Consider the following 21,688-nt stretch of genomic DNA (forward strand, 5'->3'; position numbering starts at 1 on the left):
CGACGTGGCGCTCACTTTTTACAGTGGTATAACTGTTAGCAGGCTTAGCGAAAAGGGGAGTTAACCATGTCTGACAATCCAGAGATTGCGCTGATTGGTCCTGGTGCAATTGGTACCACCATCGCCGCGGCGCTGCATGATGCTGGCCGCACACTGCAGCTATGCGGACGCACCGCACATCCAGAACTGCGTTTGCGTGACGACGAAGGTGAAACGGTCGTTCCCGGCCCGGTATTGACCGATCCGACAGCCATCACACGCCCTGTGGATCTGGTTTTTGTGGCGGTGAAGACCACGCAGAACGCTGACAGCGCCGGGTGGCTGCGCGCGCTGTGTGACGAAAACACAGTGGTCTGCGCTCTGCAAAACGGCGTGGAGCAGAAAGCCCAGCTGGAGCCGTGGGTCAACGGCGCGACGGTGCTGCCGTCGGTGGTCTGGTTCCCGGCGCAGCGCGAGCCGGATGCCTCCGTCTGGCTGCGCGCCAAACCGCGCCTGACCCTGCCGGACGTTCCGCAGGCAAAACGGGTGGTGGATGCGCTGCAGGGTACACGCTGTGCGGTAGAACTGTCGGCTGATTTCACCACTGTCGCCTGGCGCAAGCTGCTGCAAAATGCGGTTGCCGGGCTGATGGTGCTGGCCAACCGTCGCGCCGGAATGTTCAGGCGCGAGGATATCAGCGAACTTGCGCTGGCCTATCTGCGCGAAGGCCTTGCCGTCGCCCGTGCCGAGGGGGCGGCGCTTAACGATGACGTGGCGCAGGAGATCCTGGCGAACTTCCAGCGTGCCCCGGCGGATTTGGGCACCTCGATCCTTGCCGACCGTCAGGCCAACCGCCCACTGGAGTGGGATATCCGCAACGGCGTGATCCAGCGCTATGGCCGCGCGCACGGTATTCCGGTACCCATCAGCGATGTGATAGTGCCGCTGCTGGGGGCGGGGAGCGAGGGACCGGGGTGAGATACGGTCTGGAACAAGTGAAAGACCCGGCCATTGTGCGCCGGGCTCCCCTCTTACTTAGCCCGACGGGCTTTCTCTGCTTTGAGCTCTTCCATTGTTGCTTCCAGGATCCAGAGGCAATGAGCACCGTCTATGTTTTCCAGTAGCGCCTGACGTGTGAGTTGATAGAACGCATCGATTTCTGCGGGTGATTTCTCTAAAGGCGGGGTGCAGATGATATCGCTGCCTACCATGTGCGGCCATTTTCCGGCGTCAATGGTGCGGAGCGTTTTCAGCGTGGCGTCCGTGTTTGTTGTGAGCGCAGCGGCCAGGGCATCCTCTAGCTGCTGCGCCTGATCCCCATCAGCGACGGCAGCCAGCGCTGGGGCTTGCTCAATCCAGTGTGCATCCCCTGAGGCGATACCCTTAAGTGCTGAAGACCAGTCAGTAACGTCAGCTATTGCCGGGGCTGTAAAAGCACATAACAGCAGTACGATCGGGTATTTCATCGTACAACCTCAAGCTCACCACCGTCGCGAAGAATCTTACGCCTCGTTGACGGTGAGAGAATAATGCATCCCTCGGATGCAAAACCGGCGGGACCATACTTGTGGTCACCATGAATGCGAAATTCTGAGCGACCAAAGCTTTCTCCCGAGGTTTGCTCAAGAATAATGGTTATCGGTCCTTTAGAATTCGAATGACCCGCAATTTTATACGTACCGCGAGGCAGTGGCCCTAATCCCTTCACATGCTGACGGTCCGGGTTGTTTTTATTTGTAAGAGCACCGGAATATCCGGTCTCAATTAATTTACCATCTTTATACATCTTGCCGGTAGACTGCTCATACTTCCATCCCATAACACTCTCCTTATGCCGTCTTGCGGTCGTTCCAGCTGTCTGAATGTATAATGTTACCGTCCACATAGCGCCAGGTGATTTTTTCATACAGCAGTTCTACCAGCTCAAGATGGTTATGTTTCTCATAGTCAGGATTTTTGACGTCAAGCATCATTGGACAGACGCTGACGATCGTCACGCCTTCCATGCAGGTGGAAAAATATTCTACTTCCTGTCCTGCAACATTGATGTGATAAAATTTGACCTCTGCGGATTTAAACTTCTGGCCTGTGCTGACAGCCTTGTACAAATAGGGGCTGGAGGCGTCTATCTCTTTATCGAAAGAATAGGGGGAATGGACGCGTAGACTTGTTGCCTTGCCGTTATGCTTGTCGGTGGGTTGCACTACGCCGTGATTCAGTCCGATTATCTCGATACTTCCTTCACGACCATATATATCAACAGAGCCTTTGATATCGGCACCGCCGTCATCTTTAAGCCATAAATAAGCGGGAATAGCCATTTTTATAAAACTCCATTTAAGGAAATCCTGAAAAAATCTTTTTTCTTTAGTGGGTTATGAAACTATTTCAACGCTAGCGCTTCCAAAGTGGCTCGTCAATTTTTGTACGGCATGGATATAAAACGATCTGCGATTTCGTTGATGAAAATTAAGAAATGATGGTTCTTACGGTTTGGAACTGGATAAAGTATTAACGATTAATATCGTGGTTTAACTTAAGGTTTGATTAAGTTAATAATGATTGCAAGTGTAATAAATAGTTGAACTGTTATTAACGTTACGTCGATTTGACGAGTTATGAGTTAATTAAAAGTTTCTGACGGCTCGTCAAAATCCCGCCAGTTTGGTGTCGCTGCTGGCTGCAGGCCAGCGAGGGACCGGGCTAACGGCCGCTGTTTTTCCGTTCGGCAAAGTAGTGCGCGGGCGTGGTGCCCATCGCTTTGCGAAACATGGTGATAAACGCATTCACGGATTCATACCCGAGTTTTGTTGCCACATTCTGCACCGGGGCACCGCTCGCCAGCTCCTGCAGGGCGATAATCAGGTGCAGCTGCTGCCGCCATCGCCCAAAGCTCAGCCCGGTCTCGCGCTGCATCAGACGCGCAAAGGATCGCTCGCTGAGCGCCAGCCGTTTGGCCCAGTCTTTCAGGGTGCTTCTGTCCTCAGGGTGGCTGACCAGCGCGTCGGCCATAGCGCGTATTTTGGGATGCGCCGAAACCGGCAGGCTCAGCTTTTGCTGCGGCATGCGGGCGAGCTCGTCCAGCGTGACCCGGGTCAGCCTGGCGACGTGGCTGTCGGGAGGATAATTCACCTCCTCGTGCGTAAGACGATCCACTAATTCCTTAATCAACGGCGAGATCGCCAGCGTGCAACACTTATCCGGCAACGCGGCCGCGCCGGGCTCAATAAACAGATAGTTGAGATGCGCGTTCCAGGTCGCTTTTGCGCTGTGCGGGATCCCGCCGGGGATCCAGACGGCGCAGTCTGGCGGCACGATCCAGATATCGTTTTCCGCATAACAGCTTACCGCGCCATAGCGGGCAATAATCAGCTGGCCCTTGCGGTGGGTATGTACCGGCACTTCCGCAGCGTAGTCCACGAAGTCCAGATGACGTGCCACGGCAGGAGAGGCTGTGGCGTCAGGGTCATAGAGCGTATTAGCAAGTTGAGGTTTCATGTTTCTGGCAACATTTAGGTATTTTTTGACAGAATAGAGTATTTAAGCGCGCTGACAAGCCGGTAATAATCCCGGCATGAATATCCTCATCTCTCGCTATTTACCCGCCGCGCTGCAAAGCGATGCCCGCGCGCTGCTCTATTCCGCAAGGACATTTGCCGCCGCGATGCTGGCGTATTACATCGCGCTGTCGATCGGTCTCGAGCGCCCCTCATGGGCCATTATTACCGTTTACATTGTGTCGCAGACGTCGGTGGGGGCATCGCTCAGCAGGAGCCTTTACCGTCTGGCCGGAACCGTAACGGGGGCCTGCGCTACCGTGCTGATCGTGCCCACTTTCGCAACTATGCCGATTGTCTGCAGCGTGGTGCTGACCGGCTGGATCACCTTCTGTCTCTGGTTATCTCTGCTGGAACGCACGCCCCGGGCCTATGCCTTTGTGCTGGCGGGTTACACCGCGAGCCTGATTGGTTTCCCGGCGGTCTCTGAGCCCGGTGCGATTTTTAACATCGCCGTCGTTCGGGTGCAGGAGATTGCGATTGGTATCTTCTGCGCAGCGGTGATTCACCGCTATGTATTGCCTGCGCGCATCTCCGCGCAGTTCAACAGCGCCTTATCGCAGACGCTGCGCGCCGCACGCGAGCGGGTGGCCGACACCTTAGCGGGCAAACCCGGTACGGTGACGTCGCCCCTGCATTTTGCGCTGTCGCTGCAGTTCCTGCAGGGAATGAGCCACCATATCCCGTACGATTTCGCCCTTGCCGTTCCGGTACGCCAGGCCCGAAAAGCCATTCCTGACCGGCTGGCGCGGTTGATTATGGTGAACTGCGAACTGCATGACCGCTTACCCCTGACGGCGACAATGCCCGCTGAACTGCAAACCGTGCTGGACGATGTCCAGACCTGGCTTGCCTGTGACGATGAAGACCAGCGAAAACATCGGGCAGACGCTCTAATCAAGCGTTGCCAGCAGGTCGCTGACCGCGATGCTTCTCAGGCGCTGAGCGTGGAAGACGCGGAGCGGGCAAGTTTTACCCGTTATCTGACAGAGGCCGTGCGCCTTCTGCAACAGTGCGATCGTCTTTCAGATGCGATCCACCACAGCCGGTTTGCGTCCGATCGCGTTCAGAGTAGCGAGATCAAAGGCTACGTCTTCCACCGCGATCCGCTTACCGCTGCGCGCACGGCGCTGGGGGCGTTCGTCATCATCCTGAGCGGTTGTCTGGTCTGGATTTACTCCGCCTGGCCCGACGGCGGCACGGCAGTTTCGATCCTCGGTGTCTGCTGCACGCTGTTCGGTAGCTTCGACACCCCGGCGCCACACCTTGTGAAATACATCATTGGCAGCATCTGGGGTGTAGTGATAAGCCTGCTTTACAGCTTTGCGCTACTTCCACAGGTGAGTGATTTCGCCGTGCTGGTGGCGGTACTTGCGCCAGCGTATCTGCTGGCCGGGTCACTGCAGGCGCGCCCACCCACCACTTTTATGGCAATGGGGATCACCCTGACGCTGCCGGTGTTATCGGAGCTAAGCGCGCGCTACAGCGGCGATTTCGCCGCGGCGCTAAACACCGCCATTGCTCTCTTTTTCGCGACCGGTTTTGCCGTCATCAGCATGAGCCTGCTGCAAACCGTGCAGGCCGATGCCGCCATCAACCGGCTGCTGAGGTTGTGCCAGCGCGATATCCGCCGCAGCGTGAAAGGAAAAATGCAGAGCGATGAAACCCACTGGATCAATCTGATGATCGACAGGGCGGCCCTGTTACTGCCGCGCTTGCCACGCAGCGGACACTCCACCGAACAGGCGCTTAACCGGCTGCTGCACGCGCTGCGGATTGGCCTCTCGGTGCGACACCTCCGCCGTGCTGACACGCCGCCGGAGGTCAACGCGCTGCTTTATCAACTGACGACGACGTCAGACACCGCCGCTTTACGTGAACGCCTCGCCGCCGCCATTAGCCGCCGTTTGCCTGCGGCTGATGAACAAACGCGCCAGGTTATCGGCAGGCTGGTGGATCTCCACTGCGCATTACGGGGGCCGAACGATGGTCAATGATCTTAATGTCGGGGGCGTATTGATCCCCGGGTTACTGATGGTGGCGCTCGTGGCACTGATCTGCACGCTGCTTCTCCTACCGCTTTTCTCTCTCAGCAGGCTTTACCGCCGTTTGCCGTGTCGCCCGCTGATGGATGTTTCAACCTGGATCGTCACCTTTTACCTGCTTATGCAGGGGTTAACCGCGTTGGGGTTATTGATATGAAAGCATTACTTTCTCTGCTGGGCCGTTATGCGCTGACGCTAAGCGCCGTTGCGGCGGCAACGTGTCTGGCGTTTATCTTGTGGAAACATTACGCCCAGACCCCGTGGACCCGCGACGGACGCGTGCGGGCGGATGTGGTGCAGATAGCGCCGGACGTCTCCGGGCCGGTTATCAGCGTGGCGGTGCGGGATAATCAGTGGGTAAACCAGGGCGATGTGCTCTACAGCATCGATCCGCGCTGGCTCAAACTGGCGGTGGCCAGCGCGCAGGCAGATGTGGCGTCAAAACGCCATGAGATGCTGATGCGCCAGGATGCCGCCCGGCGACGCACGCAGATTAAGGACGCCATCTCCCGCGAGGATTTGCAGCAAACTGGCAGTGCGGCCAACGTCGCGGCGGCCAATTATCACGGCGCACTTGCCGCGCTGGCGCTGGCCGAGCTTAATCTGGCTCACGCCACCGTTCGCTCGCCAGTCTCGGGCTACGTCACGCATCTGCGGCTTCGCCCTGGCGATTATGCGACAGCGGGGGAGACAAAGGTGGCCATCGTTGATGCCCACAGCTTCTGGGTGGTAGGGTATTTTGAAGAGACCAAACTGCGCCATATCCGCGTGGGGGATAGCGCGCAGGTGGCGCTGATGGGTTATGACCCTGTCCTCACGGGGCACGTGGAGAGCATCGGTCATGGGATTGGCGATAACAACGACGAGACCGGCGGGCTGGGTCTGCCCGACGTGGAGCCCACCTTCAGCTGGGTGCGGCTGGCGCAGCGCGTGCCGGTGCGCATTCATATCGACACCTTACCGAAGGGGGTTGAGCTGGTGGCGGGGCTGTCGGCGAGCGTGGCGGTGGGACAATAATCTGGGGATAGTCAGCCTTAAACACATATGCGAAACTTACCGCTTCTGAAAAAATGTGGTGGGACCCGCTCAATGTCAGAACCATCTTCGCAGTGCCTGTTTAATGAAGGAATGATCGCTTTTCCCGAGGGCTATCAGGATCGTACCGTCAATGTCTTCGCGCCGCCTGCTGCGGATGCGCCAGCATTCAACATCTCCCGCGATACCCTCAACCCCGGCGAAGCGCTTGCCGCGTATATCGATCGCCAGCTCGTCCTGATGGCAAAACATCTCAAGGGCTGGAAGCAGGGTGAACGCAGTGCCGCAACGCTCGGCGACGGCCTTTTGCAGGGTGAAATGGTCCACGCCAGCTATCTGCGCGACGGGAAACGCATCTGGCAGCAGCAGGCCGTGTTTAATGCCGGGCGCGATAACATTCTGGTGTTCACCATGACCTGCATCCGTACGCTGGGCGATACGGACTGCGCGCTGTTCGGCGATCTTCTCAGGAGCTTTCGCTTCCACCATTAACACCAGGGATAGTCGTTATGTTTGAAGCTGCACGCGTTGGTGATGATATCGGCCACTCCGGTGCGCTGGCCGGGATGATTGCCGGAACGATTGTCGGTGGCCTGATTGCCGCCGCCGGGGGCATTCTGGCGGGGGCGATGTTTATTGCCGGTCTCGGCGCATCCTGCCTTGGCGTGGGTGTGCTGCTCGTCGGCGCCAGCCTGGCCGTGGGGTATTACACCGGGGAGCTGGCGACCGCCGCCCGGGACAGTATCGCCGACGCCGGGGCATCCAGTATGACGAAGAAAGGCGTCATCACCTCCGGCTCGCCCAATGTGTTTATCAACAGCAAACCCGCCGCCATCGCGACGGACAGCGCGGTGAAGTGCTCGGACGACGGCTCGCAGCAGATGGCCGAAGGCTCTAAGCGCGTCTCGATTAACAGCCAGCCGGCGTCCCGCATCGGGGATCGCACCACCTGCGACGCGAAGGTGATGACCGGCTCGGACAACGTCTTCATCGGCGGCGATCCGCAGCAAACCCTGCCCATTCAGTCTGAAGTGCCCGAGTGGCTCTATAAAGTCTCCGATCTTACCCTGCTGTTCGCCGGGCTTCTCGGCGGCTGGGGCGGTGCGGCCGGCAAAGTCGGGGCGCTCTCTAAGCTGCTGGGCAAAATCCCTGGGATCAATAAGCTGGCCCGTATCGCCTGCCGCGCCGGCACGCTGATGACCGGCGTAGCGGCCGCGGGGATCATCGCCCGTCCGGTGGATATCGTCAGCGGACAGAAGTTTCTCAGCGGGGATGATGAGCTCGATTTCGTTCTGCCGTCACGCCTGCCGGTGCGCTGGCAGCGCTACTGGCGCAGCGGCAACCCCGGCGACAGCGTGTTGGGCCGCGGCTGGAGCCTGTTCTGGGAAAGCCGCCTGGAGCCCTATCAGGACGGGCTGGTGTGGCGTGCGCCGTCCGGCGATTACGTTGCCTTCCCGAACGTGCCGAAAGGGATGCGCACCTACTGCGAGAGCGAAAAAAACTGGCTTGAACGTCACCATGACGACAGCTGGTCGGTGTATGACGTCAGCGGCGAGCGCTGGCACTATGCGCCGCTGCAGGATGACGCACCGTCACTGCTTCAGCGCATCTCAGAACCCTGCGGCAACGATATTCTCTTCGAGTGGAATGCGGATAATACTCTGCATGCCCTGACCGACAGCGCGGGCCAGCGCGTGGTCTGCCGCTACGACCGCGACAGGCTCACCGGCGCCTGGCTGGATGACGAGATCTGCCTGGTCAGTTACGCTTATGATGAACAGCGCCAGCTGGTCTGCGTGACCGGCCGGGGCGGTAGCGTGCGCCGACGCTTCAGCTGGCAGGACGGGCTGATGAGCGCCCACGAGGACGCCAACGGCCTGCTGAGCGAATACCGCTGGCGGGAGATTGACGGCCTGCCGCGTGTGGTCGGTTTTCGCCACAGCGGCGGCGAACAGCTGACGTTCGAATACGATTTTGATAACGGCACCCGCCGCGCGACCCGCGAAGACGGCGCGCAGGCGCACTGGCTGGTGGATGACGACGACAACGTCGCGCGCTTCACGGATTACGACGGCCGCCAGACGACGTTTGTCTACCGCGACGGCGAGCTCAGCGATGTCATTCTGCCCGGCGGTGCGATGCGCTGCAGTACCTGGGATAAGTATGGCCGCATGACCAGTGAGACGGACCCGGCAGGCCGTCGCACAGAATATTACTGGTATCGTCTGACCGACCGCATCACCCGCACGGTGTACCCAGACGGTACCTCATCGCAGGCCATGTACGACCTTTGCGGTCGTCTGCTGTCGGAAACGGATCCGGCCGGTAACGCCACCGCGTATCACTATCCCGATGAGGAAGAAAACCTGCCGGAGAGCATTACCGACGCCATCGGCGGTGTGGTGCGCCTGGTCTGGAACCACCAGGGGCTGCTGATGCAGCGCACCGATTGCTCCGGCAGCGTGACCCGCTTCACCTACGACCGCTTCGGGCAGTTGATTGCCAGCGAGGATGCGGAAGGGAATATCACGCGTCGGGAGTGGAACAACGCCGGGCTGCTGAGTGCCGTGATCCATCCGGACGGCAGCCGCGAGTCGCTGGTGTGGAACGAACGCGGCCAGCTCACGGGCTGGCGCGACCCGCTGGAAAGCGAGGTGCGCTGGGCCTATAACGCGCTCGGCCTCCCGGTCAGCCTCACCGATCGTATTGGCCGCGTGCGCCAGTGGCGCTACGACCCACGCGGTAACCTGCTGCGCCTTGATAACGGCAACGGGGCGGAATATCGCTTTACCTACGACGCCGTGGGCCGCCCGCTCAGCGAAACGCGTCCTGACGAGACCGTACGCCATATGGAATGGGATGCGCGAGGGCTCCTCTGCGCGCTCGAAGAAAACGGCCGACCTGCCGCCGACGGCGGTATTGCCCGCCGCGTCCAGCAGTTCAGCTATGACGACAGCGGGCTGCTGATCGGGCGCACTCAGCGCCACGCGGAGTACCGCTACGTCCGCGACCTGAGCGGCCAGATCACCCACATCCGCCGCACGCCAACCGCCGAAGGCGTTGCCCTGGGTATCGAAAGCGATGAGATTGCTTACCGCCACGATGCCGCCGGGCGCGTGCTGAGCGAATCCGGCATTAACGGCGCGGTGGGCTATGAATGGGATGCCCTGAGTAACCTGACCGGCCTGACGCTGCCCGGCGAGCAAAAGCTGGCCTGGCTGCACTATGGCTCCGGCCATGTCAGTGCCATCCGCTTTGGGCAGCAGCTGGTGACCGAGTTCACCCGCGACCGCCTGCACCGCGAGGTCCGCCGCACCCAGGGCGCGCGCGAGCAGCTCCGTCAGTATGACAGCCTTGGCAGACGTACCCTGCAGCGCAGTGAGCTGAGTACGGAGGTGACCCTGCCGGAGCAGGCGATACGGGAACGCCTGTATCGCTACACCGCACGCGGTGAGCTTTCTGGTGTCAGCGACACCCTGCGCGGTGAGGTGGATTACGGCTACGACGCCGAAGGGCGTCTGCTGAAGCACTACGAGGCCCGACAGGGGCACAGCCGCGCGCAGTTCAGCTATGACGCCGCGGATAACCTCGCCGCCAATGATGATGCGGTACCGGTCACGGATAACCGCCTGCAGCACTGGCAGGCGCTGTTTATGAAATACGACCACTGGGGCAACCTGGTCAGCCGCCGCAACGGACTGTATGAACAGCATTATGCGTATGACGCCGAGAACCGGCTGGTATCTGCCCGCGGAACCGGGCCGGAAGGGCGGTTTGAGGCGCGCTATCACTACGACGCGCTGGGCCGCCGTACCAGCAAAATCGTCACCACCGCGCACGGCACCACCGAAACGCGCTTCCTGTGGCAGGGCTACCGCCTGTTGCAGGAGCAGCAGCAAACCGGGCTGTGCAGTACATATATTTATGACCCGAATGAAGCCTGGAGCCCACTGGCGCGGGTGGATCACCTTCGTGACCAGAAGAGCGGTGAGATTTACTGGTTCAATACCGACCTGAACGGCGCGCCGCTGGAGGTGACCGACGAGCGTGGTGCGGTACGCTGGAGCGGCCAGTACGGCAGCTTTGGCGAGGTACGCCATCAGAGCGAAGGGTTCTCACGGGTTGTGAATCGCACAGCGATGGCACATCAACCGCTTCGCTATGCCGGGCAGTACGCTGACGGTGAAACGGGGCTGCATTATAACCTGTTCCGCTACTACGACCCGCAGGTCGGGCGGTTTATTGTGCAGGATCCGATTGGGTTAGCTGGTGGAAACTTAAATTTATATAACTATGCCCCTAATCCTCTGTTATGGATAGACCCTATGGGTCTGGCATTGAGCGGCGTTGACTTTAGTGGAAGCCCATCACTTTATCCTGTTACTGGGACACAACGAAATATCGTTGAAATTACCCTTCAAGGATCAAGGGGGCGGGATTTCACAGAAGCCTACAAACTTGCAGGCATAAGTGAAGCTGATGCAAGCGAATATACATGGCATCATCTTGACGATTTTGATCCAAAAACAGGTAAGTCAACTATGCAGTTGGTCACGACTGAGGCGCACAAAGCATCTTTCCCACATAAGGGGTCTGTATCTCAGTTCGAAAAACATTTTGGAGTGAAGTATGGCTCTCCTGAAGCTATAAAAATATCTCATAGTAAAGGATGGCTGAGAGGTCGTATTCCTAAACATTGTCAATAGGAGAGAAATGATGATTAAACTTATAGATTCTTCCCCTGCTGTATCTGCTGATGAGCTAGGCAAGATCGAAGTTTCGCTGGGCGTAACTTTTCCTAATGCCTTAAAATCTTTATGGCTTATAAGTAATGGTGGCATACTGGACGAAGGTCGTCGTGTTTATCAAAGCGAACACTACGAGAATGATATAAAATATTTCCTACCTGTATTACATACTAAAAGATCGGGCATATTAACTGTTGATGATTACTATAAGGATTTAGTAATTAACAAAAAAATTCTTGCAGAAAATTTTATACCATTCGCAATTGATGGAGGTGGGTTCCCCTATTGTGTTGGTATAAATGATGGTGCAGTATATTTTTGTGATTTGGAAAATCAGGAGGAGATCTATCTTGAGCCAAATTTTGAAAGTTTTATTGGAAAAATAATTCCTGAAGATGAAGCATGGTGATACAGGTTCTTACCCTCGTAAGAGGGTGGATTTGTTAATCACTACTTTTTACAGGGGGCTTCATTAATGCAATGATGGAGTGCCCAATTATTTCATTAATAACATATTTCCTTTTTTGCTATACGCAGATCTGTCAGCTTATTGTGCAGACTTCGAGAGGGTTAAATGGTGGGTTAGACTTATACTCATATGTTCCCAACCAACTTACTTGGATAAATCTGTTAGGGTTAATGCCATGGGCATTGTACCCAATTTGAATCGGATACCATTTAATGCCACGAAAAATAGCCAACAGCATTGGACCAACCGATCTTGGCACTATGAAAATACACCAACGTTTTTCCCGGATCCTTATAGCGCTGGAATGCATGAAGAACTACATAGAGCTATTAAAAATGATACCGAAAAAAATCAGGGGCCGTGGCAAGGATCCGCGGACGTTCCATTCAATGTGACTAGCCGTAATTTATATTCCATTTCACATATTACAAACGATTTAAGGATTCCTTCGACGGCTGGAATCTTAGTCAAAATGTCACTCCTAAAGAAGCACATTGGAAATTGCTTGCGTTGTTCATAATCAAGAAATAGGTAAGGCATCAGGAGGTAGATGTGGTTAAAACAATTGACATTGATGTGGATTTTAACGGGATAATAATTTTCGATTATCCAGGAATACTGGCCCCATTTGGTGGGAAGATAGAGGATGGAGATAACATTCTCCAGGAATTCACCACCACCGACAAAGGGGATCTTGTTCTTAATAAAGGTATTGCCTTACCCATTATGGGCCTTGATGATGGTGGCTATGTTGTTAGGCTCTTTTTAAATGAATTTCCCGACAATGAAGACAGAGAGGTTATATTCACAGATAAACATTTCTATCTTAATGTAACTGGTGATTTATATGTTGCCGATATGGCAGTATTTTGGGAGTGGGAAAGTTATACTGGTTGGATTAATGCTGATGTTCCTAAAGGAATATATAAAGTGAGCCTTGAAGGTGTTCGTTTATTAAAGGGGGAAGAGACAGTCTACTGCTATGATTTAATTTTTGAAAAAACGAATCAACTTGGTATAAGAGATGTTGAACCACGCTCAAACTCCAGGCTTTATTAAATCCATTAGCTGGCAAAGAAAATAAATTTTTCCGGATTTTATTAATTTATTTTTCTATCATATCTAAAGAGACGTACATTGCAGTTAATCATAAAAGTGACTTAAGATGCTAAGAATTTGTTCGCTGAAATGGTTATGGGTATTAGGAAAGAGAAAATGTACTTTTTATGGGAGTGAGTTGAAGGAATGATTAAATATAATCTGATCTCTAAAATAAGTATCTTTTCTGATGGTAATGTCATTGGGCGGATTGGTGGAAATATCCCTGAATTCTTTTTAGATAAACAAGATGTTGTTCGGGGCTATAAGTTTTATTTGACAATTCAGAATCCTGATGATGGACATGAGTATATTACGATACTTATTCCTGAAGGATATGATGATATGATTGATAACAATATCTACCCCAATTGTTCAGTAAAAGTTTTTACGCATACGTTTTCTGATGAAAGCAATAATGATGCATTTACGATAAAATACATTAATAAGGCAGTTATTGTTGGGTATGATAAGGTTGAAAGTGAAGAGTTTGACTTTATCACTAAAACCGAAGATGCAAGGTTAATACAATCGGAAGATTGTTATTTTGATGCTTTGCAAAAAGATGGTTATGAATTTTTCATGCAGATAGATGAAGATTATTATCCAGATTCATTGCTTGATGGTGATTACATCTTTGGTTACGGTGCTTTATATTTGTATAAAAACATATCTGGCGGGAATATCGTGGCTGGTTTTTGGCAGTACTCGTAAAGATAAGTGATTAATAAAAGGTTGAATTATATTAATTATTCCGGCTTATATAATAATGACGTGCCCATTTCAAATTCTATTTCTAGAGTTGTTAATATTTTAAAGTGCAGATTTTTTAGTGGTTAAGATCGTAAGTCGATGCGTACAATATAATAGGGTGTCGTTTATGAGAGTATAAAGGTAATCGATATAAAATATGATTTGATTTATGGGTATTATTTCGGCTAGTAAAAAGCTGATCAAAAAACAATCACTCGAATTATTAAGGTTGATTAAAGTAAAGTTCAATGGAGTATATAATCCTATTATTAACTGCTTGCCTTGCAAATTATAAAAAATAAACTTCAAGGATTGTGCGTATGAGTCAGTTAGAATACAGTAAGGCTTATGATTTAGATGATATAATAAATAAAATTATGGGTGGGGATACATTGGATAATTTTTGTGTGTATACAAAAGAATATGAGTTATCTGCAAAAGCAGATCTTGTTTGTTATTTGGAAAACTATCCTGTCATTAGGGATGACGATGAGGAAGTATACCCTGTTTTTGTTGTCGATAATTCGCTAGAGTTGTTTTTCTATGGAGATCAATTTATAGATGTATTACATGATATTTCTAATCAAAGATAAAAACCATCTGTAGAAGATTTCATAGCAGGTTTGAATTTTTATCTCAAGAATGATAACTTCTTAGAGCTTTGATTTAAAGAACAAGAGGGTAATTGAAAATGATTTACTTAGCTTGTTAGAAGGTTATATATTCTGGGGGTATTACACTAAATTAATGAATTATTACTGAGGGATATATTTATGGGTGCGCCTGAAACAATGGTGAATGAGACTGAAAAAGCTTTAAAACAACTTGTTGTCATTTGCAATAAATACTCGCTGTCAGGGAGTTTCAGCACCGTCAATGATCTGGACAATGCCTTCCCGTCCAACTTACCTCGTTCGACAGAGGTGGAATTTTTATATAAAAATTGTAATCCTGAAAAATTAAAGATTGAAACAGGCTTCACGCCAATTAAACTTCACTCAGTAAGTGAGCTCTTGAAGGCTCAAAGTGGTTATGAATACTTACCAGATAATTATCTTGTTATTGGCGATAATTTTGGCGGAGGTAAACCTATAATTGCGGTTATCAATGAAGGGAGTTCCTCTGTTTATGCAGGTTATGATGTAGTTGAACCGTTTCAGATAGCTAGTAGTCTCTCTGGGTTCATATTTTCTCTAGCTGAGCTTATTGATTTGGTATATGGTCAATACAGTATCTTTGATATAGCAGATGATAATGACGAAGTAAAAGACAATTTCATTGATGAGTTGCGGGAAAGGATTGTGCCACTTATCGGTAATGAAAATTTCAATGCGTTTTATAATTATTTTTACGGGTGAATTATTTTCTTTCAAAGTAAACCAGCACGGCGAAAATGTAATTTTTTAGCGAGGTGATGTTCTCTGTGATTCTTACAGGCCTTTTAAGCAAGATTTAAAAGAGTAACGTTGTATATTTTCTTAAGTGGAATTAATATAATGCATGAAAGGAGAGGGATTATATGCAGACTACGCGAGTAATGGGCGAAGGATATGAACCTTACGTTGAGAAATTAGGTGACAAACTGATTTATTCATTACCTGTTGAATCGGGATTTGTCAGCTTTTATTTTGAGTTTGATATTCTTAAGACCGATCTTGACGTCCTGCTGTCCGATCATTACCGGCGGGCCGTCCTGGAAGTGACCGCACACACTTTGCTTCAGCACTCGACGTTGAAGGGACATAAACGATTTACTCAGAACGATTTTGATAACCTTATTGCCACGACCCTTCATGCATCGCAAGAGCATCTTAGCGCATTCATTTCTCAGATTAATCGGGAGCACAATATTTCGATTGAACATTATGTGAATGACATAGTGAATACACGCATAACCAAAGGATGAATATACCGATCCCAGATAAGGTCAACATTCATCTAAAATCACGCTGTATCTACAAATCTATTCAACCTCGTGCTAACCGAAGAGACCAAATCGATATCGTGATAACCGACGAATGCGACGAGGTGCGCTGAAGCGGGCAGTTCGACAGCTTTGGCGAGGTACGCCATCAGAGCGAAGGGTTCTCACGGGTTGTGAATCGCACAGCGATGGCGCATCAACCGCTTCGCTATGCAGGGCAGTACGCTGACGGTGAAACGGGTTGCATTATAACCTGTTCCGCTACTACGACCCGCAGGTCGGGCTGTTTATTGTGCAGGATCCGATAGGGTTGAATGGCGGGTGGAATCTTTATCAGTATGCGCCGAATCCGTTGGGGGGGGATTGATCCGTTAGGTTTATGCAAGACGGAATCTAATGCTGATGGAAAAATCCGAATCCTCCAGGGCAGGGGTACCACAATGAGACTTATGCTTCTAAGCCAGTTAAACCAGAGGATGGCCTTAATCGTTGGGATGATTTCCTTAGCCCCGGCCCCCATACAAATATCCATCCAAGAACTGGATTACCAGACTCAGACCGAATCGTATCGGCTGACGGTAAGAGAAGTATCCGTTATGGTAACCATGAGATGAATAGTAAACCTACCCAACATCATTACCATGAAGACAAATGGACATTAGACTCTGTAAATAATGTCATGAATTTTGATAATCTTGTTGTGAGAGTACCGATACTAAAATGACAAACATAACAGTAGTGAAATTTGATGGAAATAAAGTAGAGTTCACCTCACCTTTAGGCAATGGAGTGGCTGTATGGTGTGGTGAACCACCGGAAGTAAATAGATGTTATAATGTCGAATTTGATGTGGACGACATGTTTAAATGGGGCTGGAATATTAATGATGTTTGTCAGCAGACACCTGAAATTAAGATGGGTGGTGATGGGGTGTTATTTGTTTCTCAGGTTATATCTTATGAGAGTGACGGGGTTTTAACTGTCTCATTAGGGGGGCGTATGATATTTTTAGATGTTGAGTCCTACCCTGGTGGTAGTAAATTTGTTTCGTTTTTAACAGCCATAAAAAATATCTCATTGTATCCTTTTGAAGTATAGATGGAAACTGAGAAGAACTTACCTGTTCCGCTACTACGATCTACAAGTTGGGTAGTTAATTGTGCCGGGTTGATGTGGTCTGAGATGGGCATTAACTCATTTTTCGAGCTCAGAGCTTATTTATAATTTAATGCGTGCGGAATCTTTGCCAAAACCGCACCTGTAGATTCTTCAAGGTAAAGTCATCATGTATCTTACTGATTTAGAATATAAATTGACTGTTGACGAAATAAACGCGTTCAATGCGTACTTTGATCATCATCTTCCCACGTCATTTCTTGATTTTTATCTAAAAAATAATGGCGGGTATCCTAATGATAATGAAGAAAATAATCCGTTTATGCTTGGCGGTTTTAACCCTATAAAATATGGTGACCTGCCGATAGAGAAACTCTATTGTGACCTTATCGAATCATTTGGCGAGTTGAGGAATATGGTTCCCTTTGCCTATGATGATGGGGGGACTCTTTTCTACTATCTCTTAAATCTGATGATTCATTAGGTAAGGTATTTATTTTCCTGATGGATGATAAAGAAATTGAATTGGTTTCTGACTCGTTCTCAGAATTTATAAAGGAATTATTTTCTTGACAATGCAAAAGCAGCCTCCAAAATTTTAGGTAGGGAGGTTACTGTTATCAAGGACTCAATATCAGTGTCCGCATAAAATATTTAAGTTGTGTTGTTAAGGTAAGGGGTTATAGATTTATAACCCGGTTTATGCCGGGGTTATTAATGTTTATCTTTAAGAAAATAGCAGGGAAAACCTATGGATAGAGTAGAGTTGCAAAATGAGTTAAATAAATTAAACATACCCAGTGATAGCTACTCTATTGATGGTGTTGAGGATGAGGCATTATGTTTGATCCTCGATGGAGGGCTATGGTGTGTTTTTTACAGTGAACATGGAAAACGCACAGAGGTTGAATTTTTTGCAACTGAAAACGATGCCTGTCAATCCTTCCTTGCCAGAATCAAAAAATGGTACTAGTTTCAAAAAAGTATCTAAAGGAAGTGTTTAATGGCAGTGATGTACCTCTGGAATTACCATAACGCTTTATCTGTGACATGACTGGCTTTGTTGTCATCCTTTCTGATGATTCCAGGCGAGCCATGACGAGGAGACGACACACATATTATTCATACGTATACATACTTTTTCTTGGCACATCGCATAATGTCCTCCTGATCGAACAGGATGCGGCTTTAAGAGTTGCATTGCCGGATGGCGGCTACGCCTTACCCGTCCTGCGAAAACCAATCATCAATTGCCAGCCATCTACTATCCCCGCCTCGACACTCACCGTAGGCCCGTGCAAGCATAGCGCCGCCGGGCGCAGCCGTGCCGCCGATTAAACAGATTGCTGCCGCCATTCCCTGACATGGTCAATCAGGGCGCGGAGCTTTGGCGCAATATTGCGACGCTGAGGGAAGTACAGATAAAAGCCAGGAAAATGGTGAAGAAAATCATCAAGCAATGATACAAGCTGACCACCTTCAATATACGGCCTGAATGTTTCCTGAGTGGCAAGCGTTATGCCGCCACCGGCAAGAGCCAGCCTCAGCATCAGACGCAGATCGTTAGTCGTAATCTGCGGTTCAATCGCCAGGTCGAAGGCTTTCCCGTTCTCTTCAAATGGCCAGCGATAAGGGGCAACATCCGGGGCTGGTCGCCAGCCAATGCACCGATGATGCATCAGCTCACGCGGGTGAACGGGTATGCCGTTGGCAGCGAGATAGGAGGGAGAGGCAACCACCATCTCACGTTGCTTTCCGGTAAGCGGAATAGCAATCATATCTTTTTCAATGACTTCTCCGAGCCTCACGCCAGCATCGTAGCCTGCTGCCACGATATCAAACTCCTCATCCGTGACAACAATATCAAGCGTCACCGCTGGGTTCGCTGCCGCAAACGAGGCGATTAGCGGACCCGAAAGAAATTCTTCCGCAATCGAGGTCACTGCGATCCTGAGAAGGCCACGTGGCATATCGTCAGAAGCCATATCATCGAATGCGGCTTCAATACCGGCTACCGGTAGTGACAGAGATTTATGCAGCCGTTCTCCCGCTTCCGTTAAATTCACTGAGCGTGTTGTGCGCATGACCAGCATTGTCCCAAAGGCATCCTCAAGCCGTCGTATTCCCTGACTGACCGCCGAACGGGTAACGCCCAGCCGTGCCGCGGCCTTACTGAAACTATGCTCTTCTGCCACCGCGATGAAAACGGGTAAAAGGTTAAGATCAATCTTCATTGTTTAACGATGCTAACCAGTGAGTCCAGTGAGAGCAGGATACTGGAACTAATCGAGAGGATCTATTATCTCTTCGAACTCAACTGAAGGAGAGCATCATGAATAAAGTGATATTAATTACCGGCGCATCAAGTGGTATTGGAGAAGGCATTTCCAGAGAGCTTGGAAAAGCTGGCGCGAAGGTTTTACTGGGAGCACGCAGAGTGGAGCGTACCGAGGCGATTGCCGCAGAAATTTGCAGTGCGGGTGGTATCGCGAAAGCCCAGCAGCTGGATGTCACAAACCGACAGTCTATGGCTGACTTCGTACAGGCCGCGCTGGATAACTGGGGCCGTGTTGATGTTCTTATCAACAATGCGGGCATTATGCCGCTTTCACCGCTGTCGGCTGGCAAACAGGATGAATGGGAGCGCACCATTGACGTTAATATCAAGGGCGTGCTGTGGGGAATTGGCGCCGTGCTTCCGCTGATGGAAGCGCAGGGCTCCGGTCAGATAATAAATATTGGCTCTATTGGTGCTCTTTCCGTTGTGCCAACGGCGGCAGTCTATTGTGCCTCTAAATTTGCGGTACGGGCTATTTCAGATGGTTTACGCCAGGAAAGCTCGAAAGTCCGCGTAACGTGCGTTAATCCTGGCGTGGTGGAAAGTGAACTGGCGTCAACCATTACCCATGCGGAAACCATGGCGGCGATGGATGTTTACCGCGCTGTTGCACTTCAACCTGCTGACATTGCCCGTGCCGTAAGGCATATCATTGAGGCGCCGGAAAGCGTTGATACAACAGAAATAACCATCAGACCAACCGCGTCTGCAAACTGAAGCACGATTGTAATATTTACATCCATTTTAAATAAAATACATCTGGCGGGTATGGTGCCCGGTAACCGCTCGCCTTAACAAAATAAGGTATATCGCCAATTATCAGGAGAATCATCATGAGAAATATTTATTCTTTCACTGTAGCGGCAGTTCTGTCTTTCATGACTTTTAACAGTAGCGCCCAGACTATTAGTGCTGTCGACTCAACCATTGACAGCGCTGAGAAAAAAATCTCTTTACTGGCACAGGAGGAGGGTAAATCCTATGAAATCCTGGGAGCATCTGTTAAGAACAGGGTCTATATGACGGCAAGATTAATTTCTGATAATCCAAAAGAAACACTTCTGGTGAAGTGAAAAATACGAGGAAAGCACCATTAAAAGGGTGCCGAAGCAACTCTGCAACAACAATGTCATTAATCTTATCGTGAATAGACATTCTAAGGACAATAGATGGAAAACGAAATGCTTTACACAGGTGTCTGGGTTACTGAAGATGGATTAATTCGCCATGAACTTTTACCGGATGGACGTTACGATGAAGCACGCGGCACCCGGCGTAGTGCCTTCCAGGGGGACTATGAAATTCGTCAAAACAGAATCTACTACCAGGACGACTCCGGTTTTACCGCTGATGGGATCTTTGTCAGTAATGACGAACTTCATCACGCCGGAATGGTGCTTTTCCGTCAGAAGTAAATATTTTTCCATAACGAGCGAAATAGGTTTAATACATCATTAAGATGCATGCTTTGCTGAGTCAAAGCCATCGTTATAATGGCAATGGACTGCCTGATAAAATTTAAATTGTGCTATGCCTGTTTATCAGTCAGGCTTTTTACTATTTATATAAATATCAGGCCGTGTAATGGTCCATGCATAGTTTTCTCTGTTTACCGGCTCGTAGCCAAATTTTTCATAAAGCCAGGGCGCTGTGGTTGTAAATAACATCACCCTGCGGAGTTGATCAAAAATGGGGTGACTGTGTATGCATTCCATAACCCATCTTCCGAGCCCTTCACCCTGGTATTCTTCAAGAATATAAACATCGCAAAGGTAGGCGAAGGTAGCGTAATCCGTTATCAGGCGAGCAAAACCAATCTGATTTTCATTATGGTAAACGCCAAAGTTAAGACTGTTTTCGACTGACGCAGAGACAATATCCAGAGGAATGCCTTTTGCCCAGCTCGATCTCGTTAAATACCGATGGATGGCCTGTACATCCAGTTTGTGTCTGTCTGTACTCACCAGGTAGTTATTCTTACTCCATTCATATTTCTCTGAAATATTCACTTTTGTACCTGCCCGAAATGTAGTGGAAAATCTACCTTATCATTCGATACTCGACTTAACAGCTTTCAGCATCTTTTTACGGATCCTGCCGCTGCCCGGTCTCCCGGCTCAGTGTGCCGTGATATAGGGCTCTTTCACAAACTCCGCCAACAGCCATACCATGTCATGCAGCAATCCGGTCAGGTCTTTTGCCACGTTCGCAGGCAGCGTGCCGCCCATTACCGCGCGAGTGAGTGCCAGCGCATAATCCACCTGCAACGTCGTCTCCTGCCAGCAGTCCGGCACGCAGGAAACGATCGTCTCCCCCGCGATGAGCCGTTCAACCAGATGCGGTGGGAGTTCAGCATCACAACGTTCACGCAGGCGTTTAAGTCCTGCCTGCAAGCGCGCGCAGAGGGTAGCGTGGGTTACTGCATCGTCGGTTTCAACCAGCACGCTGACACAGGCGGCGCAGGCATCAACCAGTTCGAACAGATCCGCAGTGTCGGGAAGGGGCAGGTTAATAAGGTGATAAACCGCGCTATCTTCAGCGAGTGCGTAAGAAAATCCAGGGAGAGTCGTCATTGAGCATCCTCTTCAGGTAAAAATGTCGCGTCATGCTTGTGGGTTCCTGGCCC

General features: G+C 50.7%; 25 protein-coding genes and 1 pseudogene. 19 read left to right on the forward strand and 7 right to left on the reverse strand.

The genetic code is table 11. The features are described 5' to 3' along the window. Positions 1-66 precede the first annotated feature (66 nt). Positions 67-957 (forward strand): oxidoreductase, encoded by an 891-nt coding sequence (locus EKN38_RS04415; RefSeq protein WP_014830980.1) that lies wholly within the window; start codon positions 67-69, stop codon positions 955-957. Between the two features lie 53 nt (positions 958-1,010). On the opposite strand, the gene EKN38_RS04420 is transcribed toward EKN38_RS04415, so the two are convergent. The 4 genes from EKN38_RS04420 to EKN38_RS04435 all read right to left on the reverse strand — a co-directional run bounded on the left by EKN38_RS04420 (position 1,011) and on the right by EKN38_RS04435 (position 3,477). Continuing rightward, on the reverse strand, positions 1,011-1,445 hold the full coding sequence (locus EKN38_RS04420) for a hypothetical protein (RefSeq protein ID WP_014830981.1): 435 nt from the start codon (positions 1,443-1,445) through the stop codon (positions 1,011-1,013). After that, the gene (locus EKN38_RS04425; protein ID WP_014830982.1) at positions 1,442-1,798 is read right to left on the reverse strand and encodes a tlde1 domain-containing protein; all 357 of its coding nucleotides are present in this window, start codon (positions 1,796-1,798) and stop codon (positions 1,442-1,444) included. The genes EKN38_RS04420 and EKN38_RS04425 overlap by 4 nt, the downstream gene beginning before the upstream one ends. A 10-nt stretch (positions 1,799-1,808) precedes the next feature. Then, positions 1,809-2,300 carry an Hcp family type VI secretion system effector gene (locus EKN38_RS04430; protein WP_014830983.1) on the reverse strand — a complete coding sequence of 164 codons (492 nt, stop codon included), beginning with the start codon at positions 2,298-2,300 and terminating at the stop codon, positions 1,809-1,811. Positions 2,301-2,682: 382 nt separating this feature from the next. Beyond that, positions 2,683-3,477, reverse strand: coding sequence for an AraC family transcriptional regulator (locus EKN38_RS04435; RefSeq protein ID WP_014830984.1), 795 nt, complete (start codon positions 3,475-3,477; stop codon positions 2,683-2,685). A 76-nt stretch (positions 3,478-3,553) separates the two neighbouring features. On the opposite strand from EKN38_RS04435, the gene EKN38_RS04440 reads away from it, so the two are divergent. From EKN38_RS04440 to EKN38_RS04510, 15 genes and pseudogenes are all read left to right on the forward strand, one after another. Then, the gene (locus EKN38_RS04440; RefSeq protein WP_014830985.1) at positions 3,554-5,533 is read left to right on the forward strand and encodes an FUSC family protein; all 1,980 of its coding nucleotides are present in this window, start codon (positions 3,554-3,556) and stop codon (positions 5,531-5,533) included. Beyond that, positions 5,523-5,738, forward strand: a complete 216-nt coding sequence (locus tag EKN38_RS04445; protein ID WP_014830986.1) for a DUF1656 domain-containing protein — start codon at positions 5,523-5,525, stop codon at positions 5,736-5,738. Before EKN38_RS04440 ends, EKN38_RS04445 begins: the two co-directional genes overlap by 11 nt. Beyond that, entirely contained in the window at positions 5,735-6,598 is an 864-nt protein-coding gene (locus tag EKN38_RS04450; protein ID WP_014830987.1) for an HlyD family secretion protein, read from the forward strand. Before EKN38_RS04445 ends, EKN38_RS04450 begins: the two co-directional genes overlap by 4 nt. Positions 6,599-6,670: 72 nt before the next feature. Continuing rightward, complete coding sequence (locus tag EKN38_RS04455; RefSeq protein ID WP_014830988.1) at positions 6,671-7,108, forward strand: DcrB-related protein; 438 nt, start codon at positions 6,671-6,673, stop codon at positions 7,106-7,108. 17 nt (positions 7,109-7,125) lie between these two features. Next, positions 7,126-11,322: an RHS repeat-associated core domain-containing protein gene (locus EKN38_RS04460; RefSeq protein WP_014830989.1), complete on the forward strand. Its 4,197-nt coding sequence runs from the start codon at positions 7,126-7,128 to the stop codon at positions 11,320-11,322. Between the two features lie 7 nt (positions 11,323-11,329). Beyond that, complete coding sequence (locus tag EKN38_RS04465; RefSeq protein ID WP_043951578.1) at positions 11,330-11,773, forward strand: SMI1/KNR4 family protein; 444 nt, start codon at positions 11,330-11,332, stop codon at positions 11,771-11,773. A 612-nt stretch (positions 11,774-12,385) separates the two neighbouring features. Beyond that, positions 12,386-12,892: a hypothetical protein gene (locus EKN38_RS04470; RefSeq protein WP_014830991.1), complete on the forward strand. Its 507-nt coding sequence runs from the start codon at positions 12,386-12,388 to the stop codon at positions 12,890-12,892. Between the two features lie 186 nt (positions 12,893-13,078). Next, positions 13,079-13,645, forward strand: a complete 567-nt coding sequence (locus EKN38_RS04475) for a hypothetical protein (RefSeq protein ID WP_014830992.1) — start codon at positions 13,079-13,081, stop codon at positions 13,643-13,645. A gap of 359 nt (positions 13,646-14,004) precedes the next feature. Continuing rightward, on the forward strand, positions 14,005-14,277 hold the full coding sequence (locus EKN38_RS04480; RefSeq protein ID WP_014830993.1) for a hypothetical protein: 273 nt from the start codon (positions 14,005-14,007) through the stop codon (positions 14,275-14,277). A gap of 180 nt (positions 14,278-14,457) precedes the next feature. After that, positions 14,458-15,042: a hypothetical protein gene (locus EKN38_RS04485; protein WP_014830994.1), complete on the forward strand. Its 585-nt coding sequence runs from the start codon at positions 14,458-14,460 to the stop codon at positions 15,040-15,042. Positions 15,043-15,203: 161 nt separating this feature from the next. Continuing rightward, positions 15,204-15,590 carry a hypothetical protein gene (locus EKN38_RS04490; protein ID WP_014830995.1) on the forward strand — a complete coding sequence of 129 codons (387 nt, stop codon included), beginning with the start codon at positions 15,204-15,206 and terminating at the stop codon, positions 15,588-15,590. A 131-nt stretch (positions 15,591-15,721) separates the two neighbouring features. Then, positions 15,722-15,988: pseudogene (locus EKN38_RS26210) on the forward strand (RHS repeat-associated core domain-containing protein); the annotation flags it as partial. Positions 15,989-16,328: 340 nt separating this feature from the next. After that, complete coding sequence (locus EKN38_RS04500; RefSeq protein ID WP_071841832.1) at positions 16,329-16,706, forward strand: hypothetical protein; 378 nt, start codon at positions 16,329-16,331, stop codon at positions 16,704-16,706. Between the two features lie 187 nt (positions 16,707-16,893). Continuing rightward, positions 16,894-17,208, forward strand: coding sequence for an SMI1/KNR4 family protein (locus EKN38_RS04505; protein ID WP_260480537.1), 315 nt, complete (start codon positions 16,894-16,896; stop codon positions 17,206-17,208). Positions 17,209-17,475: 267 nt separating this feature from the next. After that, complete coding sequence (locus tag EKN38_RS04510) at positions 17,476-17,697, forward strand: hypothetical protein (RefSeq protein WP_014830999.1); 222 nt, start codon at positions 17,476-17,478, stop codon at positions 17,695-17,697. Between the two features lie 361 nt (positions 17,698-18,058). On the opposite strand, the gene EKN38_RS04515 is transcribed toward EKN38_RS04510, so the two are convergent. Further along, on the reverse strand, positions 18,059-18,958 hold the full coding sequence (locus tag EKN38_RS04515; protein WP_014831000.1) for a LysR family transcriptional regulator: 900 nt from the start codon (positions 18,956-18,958) through the stop codon (positions 18,059-18,061). 98 nt (positions 18,959-19,056) lie between these two features. Between EKN38_RS04515 and EKN38_RS04520 the strand changes: the two genes are divergently transcribed. The 3 genes from EKN38_RS04520 (at position 19,057) to EKN38_RS04530 (ending at position 20,477) form a co-directional block, all read left to right on the forward strand. Then, positions 19,057-19,779 (forward strand): SDR family oxidoreductase, encoded by a 723-nt coding sequence (locus tag EKN38_RS04520; protein WP_014831001.1) that lies wholly within the window; start codon positions 19,057-19,059, stop codon positions 19,777-19,779. A gap of 116 nt (positions 19,780-19,895) precedes the next feature. Continuing rightward, positions 19,896-20,135 (forward strand): hypothetical protein, encoded by a 240-nt coding sequence (locus EKN38_RS04525; protein WP_014831002.1) that lies wholly within the window; start codon positions 19,896-19,898, stop codon positions 20,133-20,135. A 108-nt stretch (positions 20,136-20,243) separates the two neighbouring features. Continuing rightward, positions 20,244-20,477 carry an Atu4866 domain-containing protein gene (locus EKN38_RS04530; protein WP_202947482.1) on the forward strand — a complete coding sequence of 78 codons (234 nt, stop codon included), beginning with the start codon at positions 20,244-20,246 and terminating at the stop codon, positions 20,475-20,477. A gap of 126 nt (positions 20,478-20,603) precedes the next feature. Here the strand turns inward: EKN38_RS04530 and EKN38_RS04535 are convergent, their stop codons facing one another. Both EKN38_RS04535 and EKN38_RS04540 read right to left on the reverse strand, forming a co-directional pair. Beyond that, the gene (locus EKN38_RS04535) at positions 20,604-21,071 is read right to left on the reverse strand and encodes a GNAT family N-acetyltransferase (RefSeq protein ID WP_014831004.1); all 468 of its coding nucleotides are present in this window, start codon (positions 21,069-21,071) and stop codon (positions 20,604-20,606) included. A 108-nt stretch (positions 21,072-21,179) separates the two neighbouring features. Next, positions 21,180-21,635, reverse strand: coding sequence for a hypothetical protein (locus tag EKN38_RS04540; protein WP_014831005.1), 456 nt, complete (start codon positions 21,633-21,635; stop codon positions 21,180-21,182). Positions 21,636-21,688 lie beyond the last annotated feature (53 nt).

It is taken from the genome of Enterobacter sp. WCHEn045836 (assembly GCF_003965585.1).
Lineage (GTDB): Bacteria > Pseudomonadota > Gammaproteobacteria > Enterobacterales > Enterobacteriaceae > Enterobacter > Enterobacter dissolvens.